This window comes from Streptomyces sp. SLBN-118 (assembly GCF_006715635.1).
Lineage (GTDB): Bacteria > Actinomycetota > Actinomycetes > Streptomycetales > Streptomycetaceae > Streptomyces.
Genome location: NZ_VFNP01000001.1, coordinates 3,382,433 through 3,397,396 on the forward strand (window position 1 = coordinate 3,382,433; position 14,964 = coordinate 3,397,396).

Consider the following 14,964-nt stretch of genomic DNA (forward strand, 5'->3'; position numbering starts at 1 on the left):
CCCCGTTTTACAGTGCGTGACATGGAGATCAAAGCATCGGCGGTACGGATCGAGCCATGGTCCGAGGGCGACTTCGGCCTTCTCCGGGCTGCGAACGCACCGGAGTTGATGGAACACCTGGGAGGCCCGGAGACAGAAGAGCAGTTGGTCAAGCGGCACGCTCGCTATGTGGAGCTGAGCTCGGACCGTACGGGCAGGGGCCGGATGTACCGCATCGTCCTGGAGGAGAGCGGGGAGTCGGTGGGCTCGGTCGGCTTCTGGGAAAGGACCTGGCAGGGCGAGGAGGTGTACGAGACAGGGTGGGGCGTCCTGCTCGGCTTCCAGGGGCGCGGGATCGCTACATCGGGCACGCGTGCGGTGGTCGAGGCGGCGCGCGCCGAGCACAAGCACCGCTATCTGCACGCGTTCCCGCCCCCTGACAACCTCCCTTCGAACGCGGTCTGCAGGAAGGTGGGCTTCGAGCTGGTGGGCGAGTGCGACTTCGAGTACCCGCCGGGCCATGTGGCGGTGTCCAACGACTGGCGACTGGACCTGTGCAGGGCCGAGCGCAGCAGCTGACGCGGGTCGCTTGACGGGGCGCGCCGTTTCACGGATATTTATCTGCGTCACACAGATACTGCACAGCGAAGAGTTTATGTCCGACTCCCCTTCTGTGCACCTCCGTTTGTGCGCACCGCCCTTTGTGCGCACCTCCTTGCGCCAACTCCCTTAAGGAACCTCCGCCATGACTGTCCTCGTCACCGGAAGCCGCGGCAAAGTCGGCTCCGCCCTCATCACACTCCTCCACGAGGCGGGAGCCGATGTCCGTGCCGCCTCCGCCGCCCCCGAGAAGCTCAGCCTGCCGACGGGCGTCGAAGCCGTGCACTGCGCGCTCGACGATCCCGCGACCTTCCCGGCCGCCCTCGACTCCGTGACTTCTGTCTTTCTGTACGCGGAGCCGTCGCAGACCGGCGCGTTCCTCGACCAGGCCGCGGCCGCGGGCGTCGAGCACATCGTGCTGCTCTCCTCCAGCTCGGTCCTCGATCCCGGCGCTGCCGGCAATCCGATCGCGGCGTCACATCTCGCGGTCGAGCAGGCGCTCGCCGGCTCGCCCATCGAGACGAGCGTCCTTCAGCCGGGCGCCTTCGCGGCCAACGCGCTCCAGTGGCGCTGGGCGCTTGAGTCCGCGGGATCGATCGACCTGCCGTACCCCGGCAGTTACGGCGATCCCATCCACGAACGCGACATCGCCGAGGCGGCGTTCGCACTGTTCACCCGGCCGGAGCTGCGCGGCAGGACGTACCACCTGACCGGCCCCGAATCGCTCACCTTCACCGAGCAACTCGCCATCCTGGAACGGGCGGTCGGCACCCCCTTCCCCTACACCGCCGTGACGCGCGAGACATGGAAGGCGGCCATGACCGGATACATGCCGGACACCTTCGCCGACGGGCTGCTCGACTACTGGGCCTCGACGGACGGCTCGCCCACGCCACTGACCCATGCCGTCGAGGAACTCACCGGCCACCCGGCCCGCAGCTTCGCCGAGTGGGCGGCTTCGAGCGCCGACGCGTTCAAAACGGCCTGGCTGACGCGGGCCGCCCGATGACATGCTGGCGGCGTGAACGGACCGGAAATCCATCTCAGCGTCGCCCCTGAGCTGCGGCTCTTCGTCCCCTCCGAGCGCCGCCGGGGACGTACCGCCCTGGTCACCGACGGATCATCGACCCTCGGCCATGTCATCGAGTCGCTCGGCGTCCCGCTCACCGAGGCGGGCCGAGTGCTCGTGGACGGCCGCGAGGTGCCCGTCTCCCACATCCCGCGGGCGGGCGAGACCGTCGAGGTGTACGGCGTCGAACGGCCCCAGGAAGTCCCCGGAGCCCCGCTGCGCTTCCTGCTCGACGTCCACCTCGGCACACTGGCGCGACGGCTGCGGCTCCTCGGCGTCGACGCGGCCTACGAGAACGAGGACATCGGCGACCCGGCGCTGGCCTCCCTGTCGGCGAAGGAGCAGCGGGTGCTGCTCTCCCGGGACCGCGGGCTGCTGAGACGGCGGGAGATCTGGGCGGGGGCGTACATCTACAGCGACCGGCCGGACGACCAACTGCGCGACGTACTTGCCCGGTTCGCGCCGAGGCTCATGCCCTGGACCCGCTGCACTGCGTGCAACGGCCGGCTGACGGATGCCGACAAGGACTCGGTCCAGGACCAGTTGCAGCAGGGCACGCAGCGGACATACGACGTGTTCGCGCGGTGCACGGCATGCGAGCGCGTGTACTGGCGGGGCGCACACCATGCCCGGCTGGAGGCGATCGTCGAAGAGGCGCTGAGAGAATTCGGCGACGCCGCGGCATAACTCAGCCCGTCCGGCGTTGAGGACAGTCGGCCGAAGGTCGCGTACGGGGCCCGGGGCGGAACCCGAAAACCAGCCCCGTGGGGTCCCCCTGGACAAAGTCCGGGGGTTGTGGCGCGTCGAGGCGGTGCCCCGGCAACGGGCCCCGCCTCAGAGCTCCCCACTCCGCAACCGCTCCACCTGCGCCGCGCTCAGCTCCACCGTCCGCCGCATGTGCGCGGTGAGAAGCGCGATCTCCTCATCGCTGTACGCGTCGAACATGGCGAACCACGAGCCGTTCAGCTTCTGCCACACCGCGCCGAACTCCGCCATGCGCTCGGCAACCAGCGTCACCAGCACCCGCCGCCGGTCCTCCACGTCGCGCTCGCGCGTGACATACCCGGCCCGCTCCAGTCGGTCGACGAGCCGCGTCGCCGACCCGGTGGTCAGCCCGGTCAGCTCGGCGACCCGTCCGGTGGTGACCGGTCCGGGTTCGAGCGCCAGCAGATTGAGGCACTGAAGATCGGTGGGATGGAGCCGCAGGTGGTCGGCGATTGCCTGGTTGAACAGGGCGTACGAGGCCATGTAGCGCCGCGAGGCGGTGGACAGCTCTTCCATCAGCCTGCCGCGACCGGCCGCACTCTTCTGCGTCATGCAGAGATTCTACGGACCAAACACACTCGCCCCGCGACCGCACCCGCGGCGCCAACCGCTAAGGCATCTCCGCCGTCAGATACCGCTGAACCGTCGGCGCCAGCCAGGCGATCAGCTCCTCCCGGGACATGTCGACGGCTGGCGGGAAGCGCAGCACAAAGCGCACCAGCGCCATCCCGAGTATCTGCGAAGCGACGAGCGCGGCGCGCCTGGGAGCCTCGGCCGGATCGGGGCAGACCACCGCGGCGACCGGCCCGAGCTGGCGCTTGAAGATCTCCTGGGCGCGCTCGGCCGCGGTCGCATTGGTGACGCTGGCCCGCAGCAGCGCGGTCAGCACCTCGTCCTGCTCCCACCGGTCGAGGAAGTGGGACACGAGGACCGCGCCGATGTGCTTGTCGGGCACGGCACCCAGCGCGGGCATGCGCAGGTCGAATTCGGAGGCTGCGGCGAACAGCCCCTCCTTGTTGCCGTAGTAGCGCATGACCATCGAAGGATCGATGCCCGCGTCGCGGGCGACGGCGCGGATGGTGGCGCGCTCGTACCCGTCGGCCGCGAAGCGCTCGCGGGCGGCTTCGAGGATGGCGGCCCTGGTGGCATCGGAGCGGCGGGGACCGTCGGGGGCTTCCGTCATCATGCCAACAACTGTAGGCCAACAAGTGTTGACATGCCAGACCGGGCCGTCCTACATTTGCCAACAAGCGTTGACCAACAAGCGTTGGCACACAAGGAGGCAGCCATGACCGGCAAGCCCGGAACCGAAGGCACCACCCGCACGACCGGCACGGCCCCCGGTGACAGCACCGACGTCCTCGTCGTGGGCGCGGGCCCCACCGGCATGCTGCTCGCGGGCGACCTCGCGGCCGCGGGCGTCCGGGTCACCGTCATCGAGCGCCGCCCGCACGAGACCAGCAACATGACGCGTGCCTTCGGTGTGCACGCCCGCACGCTGGAGCTGCTGGACGCCCGGGGCCTGGCCGACGAGCTGGTGAAGACCGGTACATCCATCACCGGCCTCCGGCTCTTCCGCCGGCTGTCCCTCGACCTGTCCCGGCTCCACTCCCGCTTCCCGTTTCTGCTCATCACCCCGCAGTACGAGGTGGAGTGCCTGCTGGAGCGCCGGGCGCTCGACGCGGGGGTGACCTTCCGCCACGGCACGGAGCTGCTGGGCCTGAGCCAGTCGGACGAGTCCGGCGCATCCGGCGAGGTGGCCGCCGAGGTCCGGGACGCCGACGGAACCCGGAGCACGCTGCGGGCCCGCTATCTGGTCGGCACGGACGGGGTGCGCAGCGCCGTGCGCAAGGCTCTCGACCTGCCGTTCCCCGGCGTCTCGGTGATCCGCTCGATCGTCCTCGCGGACGTCCGGCTCACGGAGGAGCCCGAGGGCCTTCTCACCGTCAATGGCACGGGCGACGCCTTCGCCTTCATAGCCCCCTTCGGCGACGGCTGGTACCGCGTCATGGGCTGGAACCGCAAGCGGCAGGTCCCCGACAGCGAGCCCGTCGACCTCGACGAGGTCCGCGAGATCGCCCGCCAAGCCCTCGGCACCGACCATGGCATGCATGACGCACGCTGGATCTCCCGCTTCCACAGCGACGAGCGTCAGGCCCCCTCGTACCGGAGCGGCCGCGTCTTCCTGGCGGGCGACGCGGCGCACGTCCACTCCCCCGCGGGCGGCCAGGGCATGAACACCGGCCTGCAGGACGCGGCGAACCTGTCCTGGAAGCTCGCCTCCGTCGTCCGGGGCCAGGCTCCCGACCCCGAAGCCCTGCTCGACAGCTACCAGTCGGAGCGGCACCCCGTCGGCGCGTTGGTCCTGCGCAGCAGCGGCACGATCGTCCGGCTCGCGATGGCCCACACCCCGCTCCAGCGCGCCGCCCGCTCCCTCGTGTCCCGCTTCCTGAACGCACTGCGACCGGCGTCCACCCGGGCGATGGGCATGATCTCCGGCATCGGCATCTCATACGCCGCACCGCGCGGCGCCCACCGCCTCACGGGCCGGCGCGCACCCGACCTGGAGCTCAGGGAGGGCAGGCTTTATGAACTGCTCCGCGAGGGCCGGTTCGTGCTGGTGGCGCCGGAGGGCGAGACCCCCGCGGCACCGGCCGCGCCCGGAAGCGTCATACGGGCGACCTGGGCCTCGGACCGCCGCGGCGCGCTGCTGATCCGCCCCGACGGCTACATCGCCTGGGCACAGGGCCGGTGAACCGCCCGACGTGGGGCGCGGGCGTGCCGTCCACCCGTCAGAAGGCGTACGGGTCCCCGGTGGCGGGCGTGAGCACCCGATGCTCGTTGTTGTCCGGGTTCCGGTCGGTCGCGCCGCCGTTCCACTGGGTGCCGACCTGCACGACAACCTCGGCCGGCGTCCCGACGGTCCGCAGGTCGAGAGCGACCCGGTGTCCGGTTCCACCGGCCCGCAGCTCACCTGTCGCGCACAGGACCATCCTGTCGCCGCCCCACAGGCACCCGGCGGGCAGCGCCTGGACCCCGGCCAACGGCACGGAGAAGGACACCCGCACGGTCGCGTTCGCGAGGCTCGAGGGGCCATGGTTCTCGGAGAGCAGCGAGACCCCGAGCCGCCCGCGCGTCAACGAGGCATGGCCGTGGTGCGCCACATCCGCCTCCGGTGCAATCGACCGGCCGTCCGCATCCGCGCTCGCCCCCGCACCGACCTGCAGCACCACTGCGGCGGCTACCGCCAACAGTTCCTTACGCATCACACGCATGATCCGAAGATACCTTTTACTCATAAATATTCCTGATTGCCCGTCAGTCCCGGCGAGTCCTGAGCACCTTGCGCCGAGCACGGGATGCCTCCCGTGGCACGCTGCCCCCATGCTCACCGCCCGTTCCGTAGCCCTCTTCCTCGTCGCCGCCGTCTTCGAGATCGGCGGAGCCTGGCTCGTCTGGCAGGGACTCAGGGAGCACCGCGGCTGGATCTGGATCGGCGCGGGCGTCATCGCACTCGGCGCGTACGGCTTTGTCGCGACGCTCCAGCCCGAGGGCGAGTTCGGGCGGATCCTCGCCGCATACGGCGGCGTCTTCGTCGCGGGCTCCCTCGCCTGGGGCATGGTCGCCGACGGCTACCGCCCGGATCGCTGGGACGTGATCGGGGCGCTGGTCTGCCTCGCGGGCGTGGCGTTGATCATGTACGCACCACGGAGCCGCTGACGCCGGGCAGTAGCTCGCCGGACCCGCCGCCTATCCTGGGCCCGTATCGATCACATGCGCGAGGAGTAGGACATGACCGCCGCTGGGACCCCCGTCGCCGTCATAACCGGAGCCAGCAGCGGCATCGGCGCCGCCACCGCACGCGGGCTCGCCGCCGCCGGGTACCACGTCGTCCTCACCGCCCGCCGCAAGGACCGCATCGAAGCGCTCGCCGCCGAGCTCGTCGCCGCGGGCCACCGGGCCACCGCGTACGCCCTCGATGTCACCGACCGGCCTGCCGTCGACGAGTTCGCCGCATCCCTCGACCGCTGCGACGTCCTGCTCAACAACGCGGGCGGCGCACTCGGCGCCGACCCCGTCGCCACCGGCGACCCCGCCGACTGGCGCCAGATGTTCGAGGTCAACGTCATCGGCGCCCTCAACACCACCCAGGCGCTGCTCCCGGCCCTCACCTCCGGCGGCGACGGCACCGTCGTGATCCTCTCCTCCACCGCGGGCCTCGGGACCTACGAGGGCGGCGGCGGCTATGTCGCCGCCAAGCACGGCGCCCACGTCCTCGCCGAGACCCTCCGCCTGGAGATCGTCGGCACCCCGGTCCGGGTGATCGAGATCGCGCCCGGCATGGTCAAGACCGAGGAGTTCGCCACGACCCGCTTCCGCGGCGACGAGGAGAAGGCCGCCAAGGTCTACGCGGGCGTGGCCCAGCCGCTCACCGCCGACGACGTGGCGGACACCATCACCTGGGCGGTCACCCGCCCCTCGCACGTCAACATCGACCTCCTGGTGGTCCGCCCGCGCGCCCAGGCCTCCAACTCCAAGGTCCACCGCGAGCTGTAGCACCCGGCCCGGATCCACCCCTTGGGCGGAGGCAGAACTCAAGACCCCCGCGCGCGCCGCGGCCTGGGCCGCTTCGGCGCTCACGCAGGTGGCGTTTGCTCAAGGGGTCCACTTGTACTTGCCTCCGCCGACCCATCTCACGACCGCGGGATCGTCGACGTCGATATGGGTCAGCCCCGCCTGGTGCGCCAGCCTGATCACATCCAGCATGGTGTGGGCGGCCCCGGCCATCTCCCCGTTGATCTCCACCAGCCGGTACGGCGGATCGGTCCGCACGACGGCGAGGACGACGACGGGGGTGGGGTGGAACGCCTCGTGAGCATCGTTGGTCATGCCTCCAGCGTGTGGCAGAGGCGCGAGACGCACATGTCGGGCGGTCCCCCGGCATGAGGATGTCCGATCCGGCAGATGGCGTCAGAATTGGTGTTATCTGCTGTTTCTGCCTGATCGGAGACATCCATGAAGGACCTCAAGTTTGAGCAGAAACGCTCGCTGTCACGCCTTGAGGCGGCTGATCAGCTCACGGCGATCGCGGCCGCGCTCAAGCACGGTGGTGATGCCGACCTGGAACTCGGCCCCGGGAGGCTGAGCCTGCGGATCCCCGACGACCTCCGCAGCGAGATAGAGGTCGAGGTCGGTAATGGGGAGATCGAGCTGGAGATCGAGTTCAAGTGGCCGACAGCAGCGACCCGGAAACCGCCGTCACAGGGGTGACAGGCACACAGGACGCCGCGCGAAGCGAAGGCGACTGACGACTGACGACTTCGGGTTGTCCGGACTGCGGACGATGCACGAGCCGGTGCCCATCGAGCGCAGCCCTGGGAGCCGGCCGCGATTTCCCTGGGCACCGGCGCTGCTGCTGCCGGGCCCGCGCACCGGCCCTCATGCGGTCCGCCTGAGGGCCGGTGCGCGGGAGAGGGTCAGCCAGCGATCGAGAAGAACAGCGCGGCGATGTCGTCCGCGACGCACCGCACGCCTAAGGCCGGTCCGCAAGCCGTTGGGGGCTCCAGGCCGTAGGCCTGGAGCCCCCACGCATTGCTTTGTTCCTCCTTATCGGGAAGTGCCGTCGGCGTTGCCTGTCATCGCGAGGCGGCGACCTTGACGTCGTCGAGGACGAAGTCCGTCTTGAGGCTCGCGTTCTCGGTGCCGACGAGCTTGATCCACACCCACTTTGACCGTTGGTTGTACAGGTCGTAGGAGCGGTGCTGGTAGCCGTTGGAGTGGTCCGCGTTGGACAGCGTTCCCAGCGTGGTGGTCGTGGTGCCGTCGGTGACCTGCACCGAGAGCGTGTCGTACGCCGTGGAGCCGGACTCATCGGTGGCGATGCGGCTGAAGAAGTCCAGCGTCCCACCCTGCGCCGGGATGTAGACCCACGAGGATTCCAGAGTCGTCGTGTTCGCGGTTCCGTAGCCGCCCATCCAGGCGTAGTAGGAGCCGGTGTGGGCCGGATACGTCGCCCAGTTGCCGATGATCGCCCCGCCCTGCGACGAGTTCGGGTACCAGTTGGCCGTGCCACTTTCGAAGCTGGCGTTGTTGAGCAGGTTGGTCCGGTAGTCGATGGTGTGCTTGTACAGCAGGTGGCGGGCGTAGTCCGACACGATCAGACCGGCCGCGAGACGGTCGGTCTTGAAGTACTCGTCGAAGGTGTCCGACTTCTGGGTCAGCATCAGATTGATCGTGCTGACCTGTCCACCGTCGACGTTGTTCCACAGGTCGATCAGGGAGCCGGCCACACGTCCTTCCACCCAGTCACCGTCGTTCCAGTTGGTGTTCCCGACGAGGTAGTTGGTGTCGTTCCAGGTGGTGTTCATCAGGTTGGTCACGTTGCCGTTCGCGTCGACGTAGCTGTTGTCGCCCATGGCATGGCCGGTGACAGCGTTGGCGAACCCCTCGGTCCACGCACATCCGGCGGACAAAGCCGTCCAGATGCTGTGGTTGAGGCAGGATCCAACGTTGGGGAAGGACCAGTTGTAGAGCCGGTGCATCAGAGCGTGTCCCGTTTCGTGGACCACGGTGTGCTCGGAGTCGGGGTCGTACCACCGCAGCTTGATGAAGCTATTGGCTGCGGAGTTCCCGGGGGTGTACGATCCACCGTCTACGTTGAGGGTCCCGTTGGCGTTGTACCACCACCACTTTATTGTGATCTTGGTGCAATTGTTCGAGGCCTCATGGGAGGTCCAGCAGGTGGTGCTGGAGCTGCGCCACCAATAGGTGATGTTCAGGGTGTCGAAGGCGTGCCAGGCGCGGTCCTGGGCCGCGACTGACTCCCTCCAGCCGAAGTTCTTGTCGCCGGTGGGGACGTTGTATTCGTACGCCGTCATGGCTGAGTAGACAGCACCGTTCTCGTCGAGCACCTGCCAGAGCGAACTCTCCGCGCGGAACTCCACGCGCATCGAGTACATCGAGCCGTTCGGTGGGGTGAAGCAGAGGTTGTACCCGCCGCTGTTGCCGGTCAGGCCACTGGCGTAGATGTACTCCACCGCGCCCTGGGTGGCCTGGCCCAGCACCCGCACGGTGAGGTTGCGGGCGGGTTTCAGGACGCCGGCCTTGTTGTGGTATTGCCAGCCGCCGTAGGCACAGATCTGCCCCGCGGGGGCCGCGGCAACGTTGGTGGTCTGGGTGGACTTAGTGGGCTGAGTCTTGGTGGGCTTGGTGGGCTCAGTGGACTTGGTGGGCTTGGTGGGCTGTGGGACCTTTTTGAACTTCTTGCTCGTCGGACCCGTGTACCGGTGGCTCTTGAGGGCGGGGAGTGAGGTGATGTCCGCCCCGGACCGCGAGGACTTCTTGCCGATGGTGAGCAGGACGGCGTCGTTGGCGGCCCGCTGCGGCGAGGGGGAGCCGGTGTCGGAGAGATGGGCCTCGATCTGGGCAGGCCCCGGCGCCGTGGCGCGCACGTGCAGGGTGAGGCTCTTCCTTTCGGTGCTGAGGACCAGTCCCCCCTTGGCCTCGCTCATGGTCCCGACCCGCTGGGGCTCGCCCAGAGGGGAGCCTGCGGTGAGGAGTTGGAGGGTGGAGGGGACCCGGACGGTCAGTCGGGCGTGCGGCACTGCGATCTGGGAACGGAGGCTGACCCGCAGGGTCGCGGTCTGACCCACGGCGGGAAGCTTGTCGAGCTTCAGGTCGACCGCGACACAACTGGGCTGGCCCTCCGACTTGGGGGATGGGACGGTGAGCGTGCATCTCTGGCGCGCGGTCCCCGGGAGGGCCGTCGCCGTCGATTCCAGCCCACCCGAAATGACGACGGCCAGCGCGCCGATCGCGACGGCCCATCGTGTGAATTTGGGGATCATGGGAGTTCCTCTGCCGAGGGGGCGGGGAGTGGGGTGTGGCGTGTGGCGTGTGGCGTGTGGCGTGTGGCGTGTGGCGTGTGGCGTGTGGCGTGTGGCGTGTGGCACAGCATCGGGCCGACTCAGGCGTAGTGCAATATCACATGTCGCATAATTTTGCGTTGGCCATCGGAAACTTAGGGTGAACATCTCCTCCGCGGCCGTCGGCAGGGGGGGGGAGGGACAGCCGGGAACCACCCAGCGAACGCGGCGCAGGCCGCCCCGGTCGCGGCCCCGCGTCCCAGCAGCTGAGGGCTCGGCGCACAGCTTCACGTCACCCCGTTGAACGGGCGAGCCTCAGACGTCGTCTCATTTGGTGAGTCTGCGGTAGCAGATGAGGCTGAGCCGCCACCGGCCCGAACCGCCGAAACGGCTCGCCGAAGAATCGACGGGCCGTCACGAAAGATGGAGGCTAGCCTCGCGCTTTCACGAGGCGGGCTGTCCGACTGGTGATCACGAAAGCAGAAAGTGCCTCTGACCAGCGAGAATGAGCATTGTCGAGGTCCCTGTTCCCGCCACCGCCGGAGGCACTTTCCAGGTGAAGAAGCGTATCGGTTCCTACCCGCGCGTCCGCGTCGAGGGCGGCGGTCGCGCAGTGGTTTCGCAGGCCGGGGCGGTGCTGCTGGTCGAGACGGTCCGCAAGACCGGGCTGGATGCGGCGATATCGGCGGCGCTGGCGCCGTGGCGCAAGGCCCGAGCGGTGCACGATCCGGGCAAGGTCCTGCTGGATGTGGCGCTCGCAGTTGCGCTGGGCGGGGACTGCCTGGCCGATGTGGCCCTGCTGCGGGCCGAGCCGGCCGTGTTCGGGCCGGTGGCCTCCGACCCGACAGTCTCCCGCCTGGTCGGCCAGTTGGCGTCGGGCGGCAAGCGGGTCCTGGCCGCGCTCCGCACCGCCCACGCCGAAGTGCGCGAACACGTCTGGCGGTTGGCCGGGGATGCGGCGCCGGACGCGGGCGGGCAGGTGATCGTGGACCTCGACGGAGTCCTCGTCCTGGCGCACTCCGAGAAGCAGGATGCCGCCGCGACCTGGAAGAAGACGTTCGGGCACCACCCGCTGATGGGATTCGTCGAGCCCCGCCGCCTGCGGCTCGGAGGACTTCCTGCTGGCTTGGCGCGGGTCCCTGCGCTGTCTCCGCAACTGGTTCCGCTAACGAGGAGGCGGCGACGAGGCGAAACTCGAAGGACGCAGCCCACGCGTCCGAACGGAGGCGCGCGATTGCCGCAGAGGATCTGCCCGTAGGCCACCTTGGTTGGACCACCCAATTACTGAGCTTGAACCGTGGACCCAGTCCGCTCAGGTCGAGGAAGAGGTCGTCTCGGATGGTGGCGTCGAGCGGCTGCCACAGGTAGAGCAGTAGGAAAGGCAGAGAGCCCCGGAATCATCCGGGGCTCTGTCGATCAGGTGGAGTACTGGACCTCAGCCCTTGACGCACACGACCTGCTTGAGCTTCGCGACCACCTCGACCAGGTCCTTCTGCTGCTCCATCACCTTCTCGATCGGCTTGTACGCACCCGGGATCTCATCCACGACACCGGAGTCCTTACGGCACTCCACACCCCGCGTCTGCTCCTCCAGGTCCTTCGTCGAGAACCGCCGCTTCGCCGCGTTTCGGCTCATCTTCCGACCCGCCCCGTGCGACGCCGAGTTGAACGACGCCGGATTACCCAGACCACGGACGATGTACGAGCCCGTGCCCATCGAACCCGGGATGATCCCCCACTCCCCCGAGCCCGCGCTGATGGCTCCCTTGCGGGTGACCAGCAGATCCATCCCCTCGTAGCGCTCTTCACTGACATAGTTGTGATGGCAGCTGATCACACCAGGGCGGTACTCGACGGTCCTCATCTGACCTTCGGCATCTTCCTGCTGGCAGGAGATCACCGGCTCGAAGGTCACCTTCGCCTTCTTGAACTCCTTGCGGACCACGTCCTGGAAGAGCGACATCATGATCGCGCGGTTGTACTTCGCGTACTCCTGCGCCCAGTAGAGGTCGTTCCGGTACGCCGCCATCTGCGGGGTGTCCGCGATGAACACCGCCAGGTCGCGGTCGATCAGGCCCTGGTTGTGCGGCAGCTTCTGCGCCTCGCCGATGTGGAAGTCCGCGAGTTCCTTGCCGATGTTGCGGGATCCGGAGTGCAGCATCAGCCAGACCGAGCCGGACTCGTCCAGGCAGAACTCGACGAAGTGGTTGCCGGAGCCGAGCGTTCCCATCTGCTTTGTCGCCCGCTCCTGACGGAACTTGACCGCGTCGGCCACCCCGTCGAACCGCGCCCAGAAGTTGTCCCACCCCGCCGTCTGGAAGCCGTGCAGCTGCCCCGGGTCGACCGGATCGTCGTGCATCCCCCGCCCGACCGGGATCGCCTGCTCGATCTTGGAGCGCAGCCGGGAAAGGTCTCCGGGCAGGTCGTTCGCCGTCAGCGAGGTCTTCACCGCCGACATACCGCAGCCGATGTCGACACCCACGGCCGCCGGGCAGACCGCTCCGTGCATCGCGATCACCGAGCCGACCGTCGCGCCCTTGCCGTAGTGGACGTCCGGCATCACCGCGAGGCCCTTGATCCAGGGCAGCGTGGCGACGTTCCTCAGCTGCTGCATCGCGCCGCTCTCGACCGTCGAAGGGTCCGCCCACATCCGGATGGGCACCTTCGCACCGGGCACTTCTACGTACGACATACTTCCTCGATTCCCCCGAAACACCATGAAAAGACTCAAAGCGCAAAAGCCGGAACCTAAGACCGCAAAAGACTCAACGGACCGGCATCCACGGCTGCGCGTGCGATAGACATTGTGTCCATCGGCCGCTCTGACGCGGCAACCGCTTTTCCTCTCGAAGGGAGCCTGGGACCGTGCAACGAAAGGCGTACGTACCCGGCCTCGCGGCGCTCCTGGTGGCGCTCGTCGTCGGCTGCACCGCCGACAGCGGCACCGACGGCTCCGCCATCGACCCCAAGTCCGGGAGCAGTACGTCCTCCGTCGCGCAGCCCGGCAAGTACCGCACCCTGCGTGAGCCCTGCGGCTCCGTCCCGGGCTCCACGCTCAAGGATCTGCTGCCGGGCACCGGCGAGTTGCCCGAGGAGCAGCAGAAGAAGATCTTCCGCGGCACGGCCGCTGTCACCTATGACACGGACCGCCGGGTCGGCTGCAGCTGGAAGGCCGACTCACCGGACGCCTCCCACCACCTCAGCGTCGACTTCGAGCGCGTCGTCTCCTACGACGGGGCCGTGAGCGACGACGACCGGGCGCAGGAGGTCTTCGTCACGAAGCAGGACGCCGCCAACCTGCCGGTCCCGGCGGACACGGCCGACGCAGAGGCGGGCGCGGACGGCAAGCAGGGCCAGGCGTCCCCGTCCACCACGCCCCCGGTCTCCAAGCCCGCGACCGGAACCCCGGCGGGCACACCCGCGTCAAGCGCCACCGGCACCCCCGACGGCCTGCAGCCCCGCGTCCTCGACGGCCTCGGCGACGCCGCATTCCTCGACGACGTCCTCACCGGAGCCGGGGCGGGATCCACCGCCCAGCGCCGCACGGTCAGCGTGGTCTTCCGCACATCGAACGTGATCGTGACCCTCGTCTACGGCGAACAGCCCGCTCGTACGACAGAGGTCCCGGACAGCAAGGAACTGCAGGAAAAGGCCCAGAGTCTGGCCCGCAAGCTCGCCGAGGAGTTCAGCGACTGACCCGCTGGGCGGAAGGGTTGCGATGTGGCGTACGTATCGGTGGAGAGTCCCGCGGACGGGCCGGGTCCGCGTACGGTGGCCTGGCCGACCGGACCGACCGTACGACTGTCGGCCGACATCGACTGACACCGACTGAAGGAACCATGCACCGTTCAGCCCCGCGACTCACCCGCATTCTCGCCTGTGCCGCCGTCCCGGTGATGCTCGTCGTCGCCGGCTGCTCGTCGTTCTCGGACTCCGACAGCAAGAAGGACTCGGGCTCGGGCTCGTCCTCCTCCGCCACCTTGCAGGGCGGGCCGAAGCCCGAGGCCGTCGAGCCGGTGAAGTACGCCAAGCTTCCCGAGCCCTGCAAGTCGATCTCGACGAAGACGATCGCGAAGCTGGTCCCCGAGACCAAGGCCAAGGCGGGCACCGCAGGAAAGTCCTCGGACACCACCACCCGCGGCAACTGCTCATGGAACGGCCTGGACGACAACGGCATCAAGGGCTCCCAGTACCGCTGGCTCGACGTCTCCTTCCTGCGCTACGAGTCCGAGCAGTCGCTCGGCGTCAGCGGGAAGAAGCGCGCCGAGGACAATTACGCCAAGGAAGTCGCAGGCGCGAAGGCGACCGAGGGCGCGAAGAACGTCCGGACCTCCCCCGCGGGCGGCGTCGGCGAGACGGCCACGTCCATTGGCTACGAACTGAGGAAGACCGGCGAGGACTTCACGTACGCCACGATCGTGACCCGCGTCGACAACGTCGTGATCACGCTCACCTACAACGGCACGGGCTACGCGGGCGCCAAGTCCCCGTCCGCCGCCGACCTGTTGGAAGGCGCTGTGGCGGCCGCCAAGGAGGCCGTGGCCTCGGTGAGCACGGCCAACAAGTAGGTTCCGGCCAGGGCCTGTTGACGGAGCCCGCCACCCCCGGCGTACCCGCGGTAGCACCAGGCGAGGGACGCCCGGAGGGACGGGCTCCGTAAGCATGTGCCAGGCTGTGCCCGCTGGA

At 68.7% G+C, this 14,964-nt stretch carries 15 protein-coding genes and 1 pseudogene; 10 read left to right on the plus strand and 6 right to left on the minus strand.

Annotation, left to right across the window (positions count from 1 at the left end):
* Positions 1 to 21 precede the first annotated feature (21 nt).
* From FBY35_RS15325 to FBY35_RS15335, 3 genes are all read left to right on the plus strand, one after another.
* Positions 22 to 558 carry a GNAT family N-acetyltransferase gene (locus FBY35_RS15325; RefSeq protein WP_142214326.1) on the plus strand — a complete coding sequence of 179 codons (537 nt, stop codon included), beginning with the start codon at positions 22 to 24 and terminating at the stop codon, positions 556 to 558.
* Between the two features lie 166 nt (positions 559 to 724).
* On the plus strand, positions 725 to 1,588 hold the full coding sequence (locus FBY35_RS15330) for an NAD(P)H-binding protein (RefSeq protein ID WP_142214327.1): 864 nt from the start codon (positions 725 to 727) through the stop codon (positions 1,586 to 1,588).
* Positions 1,589 to 1,600: 12 nt separating this feature from the next.
* Entirely contained in the window at positions 1,601 to 2,335 is a 735-nt protein-coding gene (locus tag FBY35_RS15335; protein ID WP_142214328.1) for a Mut7-C RNAse domain-containing protein, read from the plus strand.
* Between the two features lie 147 nt (positions 2,336 to 2,482).
* On the opposite strand, the gene FBY35_RS15340 is transcribed toward FBY35_RS15335, so the two are convergent.
* Positions 2,483 to 2,965, minus strand: coding sequence for a MarR family winged helix-turn-helix transcriptional regulator (locus tag FBY35_RS15340; RefSeq protein WP_142214329.1), 483 nt, complete (start codon positions 2,963 to 2,965; stop codon positions 2,483 to 2,485).
* A 58-nt stretch (positions 2,966 to 3,023) separates the two neighbouring features.
* Complete coding sequence (locus FBY35_RS15345) at positions 3,024 to 3,596, minus strand: TetR/AcrR family transcriptional regulator (protein ID WP_142215089.1); 573 nt, start codon at positions 3,594 to 3,596, stop codon at positions 3,024 to 3,026.
* Between the two features lie 105 nt (positions 3,597 to 3,701).
* Here FBY35_RS15345 and FBY35_RS15350 point away from each other — a divergent pair, with 105 nt between their 5' ends.
* Positions 3,702 to 5,168, plus strand: a complete 1,467-nt coding sequence (locus FBY35_RS15350; protein ID WP_142214330.1) for an FAD-dependent monooxygenase — start codon at positions 3,702 to 3,704, stop codon at positions 5,166 to 5,168.
* A gap of 37 nt (positions 5,169 to 5,205) precedes the next feature.
* Here the strand turns inward: FBY35_RS15350 and FBY35_RS15355 are convergent, their stop codons facing one another.
* On the minus strand, positions 5,206 to 5,688 hold the full coding sequence (locus tag FBY35_RS15355; RefSeq protein WP_142214331.1) for a hypothetical protein: 483 nt from the start codon (positions 5,686 to 5,688) through the stop codon (positions 5,206 to 5,208).
* A 109-nt stretch (positions 5,689 to 5,797) separates the two neighbouring features.
* On the opposite strand from FBY35_RS15355, the gene FBY35_RS15360 reads away from it, so the two are divergent.
* Positions 5,798 to 6,133, plus strand: coding sequence for a YnfA family protein (locus FBY35_RS15360; RefSeq protein ID WP_142214332.1), 336 nt, complete (start codon positions 5,798 to 5,800; stop codon positions 6,131 to 6,133).
* A gap of 72 nt (positions 6,134 to 6,205) precedes the next feature.
* A complete protein-coding gene (locus FBY35_RS15365) occupies positions 6,206 to 6,970 on the plus strand; it encodes an SDR family NAD(P)-dependent oxidoreductase (RefSeq protein WP_142214333.1) in 765 nt (254 codons plus the stop codon).
* A 99-nt stretch (positions 6,971 to 7,069) separates the two neighbouring features.
* Here FBY35_RS15365 and FBY35_RS15370 read toward each other — a convergent pair whose 3' ends face one another.
* A complete protein-coding gene (locus FBY35_RS15370; protein WP_142214334.1) occupies positions 7,070 to 7,303 on the minus strand; it encodes a hypothetical protein in 234 nt (77 codons plus the stop codon).
* A 126-nt stretch (positions 7,304 to 7,429) separates the two neighbouring features.
* On the opposite strand from FBY35_RS15370, the gene FBY35_RS15375 reads away from it, so the two are divergent.
* On the plus strand, positions 7,430 to 7,684 hold the full coding sequence (locus tag FBY35_RS15375) for an amphi-Trp domain-containing protein (protein ID WP_142214335.1): 255 nt from the start codon (positions 7,430 to 7,432) through the stop codon (positions 7,682 to 7,684).
* Positions 7,685 to 8,049: 365 nt separating this feature from the next.
* Here FBY35_RS15375 and FBY35_RS15380 read toward each other — a convergent pair whose 3' ends face one another.
* A complete protein-coding gene (locus FBY35_RS15380; protein WP_160159272.1) occupies positions 8,050 to 10,260 on the minus strand; it encodes a hypothetical protein in 2,211 nt (736 codons plus the stop codon).
* A 574-nt stretch (positions 10,261 to 10,834) separates the two neighbouring features.
* Here FBY35_RS15380 and FBY35_RS15390 point away from each other — a divergent pair.
* Positions 10,835 to 11,368, plus strand: a pseudogene (locus FBY35_RS15390) (transposase); the annotation flags it as partial.
* Between the two features lie 345 nt (positions 11,369 to 11,713).
* On the opposite strand, the gene FBY35_RS15395 reads toward FBY35_RS15390, so the two are convergent.
* The gene (locus FBY35_RS15395; protein ID WP_142214337.1) at positions 11,714 to 12,970 is read right to left on the minus strand and encodes an RtcB family protein; all 1,257 of its coding nucleotides are present in this window, start codon (positions 12,968 to 12,970) and stop codon (positions 11,714 to 11,716) included.
* A gap of 173 nt (positions 12,971 to 13,143) precedes the next feature.
* Between FBY35_RS15395 and FBY35_RS15400 the strand changes: the two genes are divergently transcribed.
* Together FBY35_RS15400 and FBY35_RS15405 are read left to right on the plus strand one after the other, a co-directional pair.
* Positions 13,144 to 13,974 carry a DUF3558 domain-containing protein gene (locus tag FBY35_RS15400; protein ID WP_142214338.1) on the plus strand — a complete coding sequence of 277 codons (831 nt, stop codon included), beginning with the start codon at positions 13,144 to 13,146 and terminating at the stop codon, positions 13,972 to 13,974.
* A 143-nt stretch (positions 13,975 to 14,117) separates the two neighbouring features.
* A complete protein-coding gene (locus tag FBY35_RS15405) occupies positions 14,118 to 14,846 on the plus strand; it encodes a DUF3558 domain-containing protein (RefSeq protein ID WP_142214339.1) in 729 nt (242 codons plus the stop codon).
* The last annotated feature ends 118 nt before the right edge of the window (positions 14,847 to 14,964 follow it).

Excerpts from the sequence above, each read along its gene's own strand:
- FBY35_RS15325 (WP_142214326.1), top strand. The coding sequence starts at position 22 with ATGGAGATCAAAGCATCGGCGGTACGGATCGAGCCATGGTCCGAGGGC.
- FBY35_RS15330 (WP_142214327.1), top strand. The coding sequence starts at position 725 with ATGACTGTCCTCGTCACCGGAAGCCGCGGCAAAGTCGGCTCCGCCCTC.
- FBY35_RS15340 (WP_142214329.1), bottom strand. The coding sequence starts at position 2,965 with ATGACGCAGAAGAGTGCGGCCGGTCGCGGCAGGCTGATGGAAGAGCTG.
- FBY35_RS15345 (WP_142215089.1), bottom strand. The coding sequence starts at position 3,596 with ATGACGGAAGCCCCCGACGGTCCCCGCCGCTCCGATGCCACCAGGGCC.
- FBY35_RS15350 (WP_142214330.1), top strand. The coding sequence starts at position 3,702 with ATGACCGGCAAGCCCGGAACCGAAGGCACCACCCGCACGACCGGCACG.
- FBY35_RS15355 (WP_142214331.1), bottom strand. The coding sequence starts at position 5,688 with ATGCGTGTGATGCGTAAGGAACTGTTGGCGGTAGCCGCCGCAGTGGTG.
- FBY35_RS15360 (WP_142214332.1), top strand. The coding sequence starts at position 5,798 with ATGCTCACCGCCCGTTCCGTAGCCCTCTTCCTCGTCGCCGCCGTCTTC.
- FBY35_RS15365 (WP_142214333.1), top strand. The coding sequence starts at position 6,206 with ATGACCGCCGCTGGGACCCCCGTCGCCGTCATAACCGGAGCCAGCAGC.
- FBY35_RS15370 (WP_142214334.1), bottom strand. The coding sequence starts at position 7,303 with ATGACCAACGATGCTCACGAGGCGTTCCACCCCACCCCCGTCGTCGTC.
- FBY35_RS15375 (WP_142214335.1), top strand. The coding sequence starts at position 7,430 with ATGAAGGACCTCAAGTTTGAGCAGAAACGCTCGCTGTCACGCCTTGAG.
- FBY35_RS15380 (WP_160159272.1), bottom strand. The coding sequence starts at position 10,260 with ATGATCCCCAAATTCACACGATGGGCCGTCGCGATCGGCGCGCTGGCC.
- FBY35_RS15395 (WP_142214337.1), bottom strand. The coding sequence starts at position 12,970 with ATGTCGTACGTAGAAGTGCCCGGTGCGAAGGTGCCCATCCGGATGTGG.
- FBY35_RS15405 (WP_142214339.1), top strand. The coding sequence starts at position 14,118 with ATGCACCGTTCAGCCCCGCGACTCACCCGCATTCTCGCCTGTGCCGCC.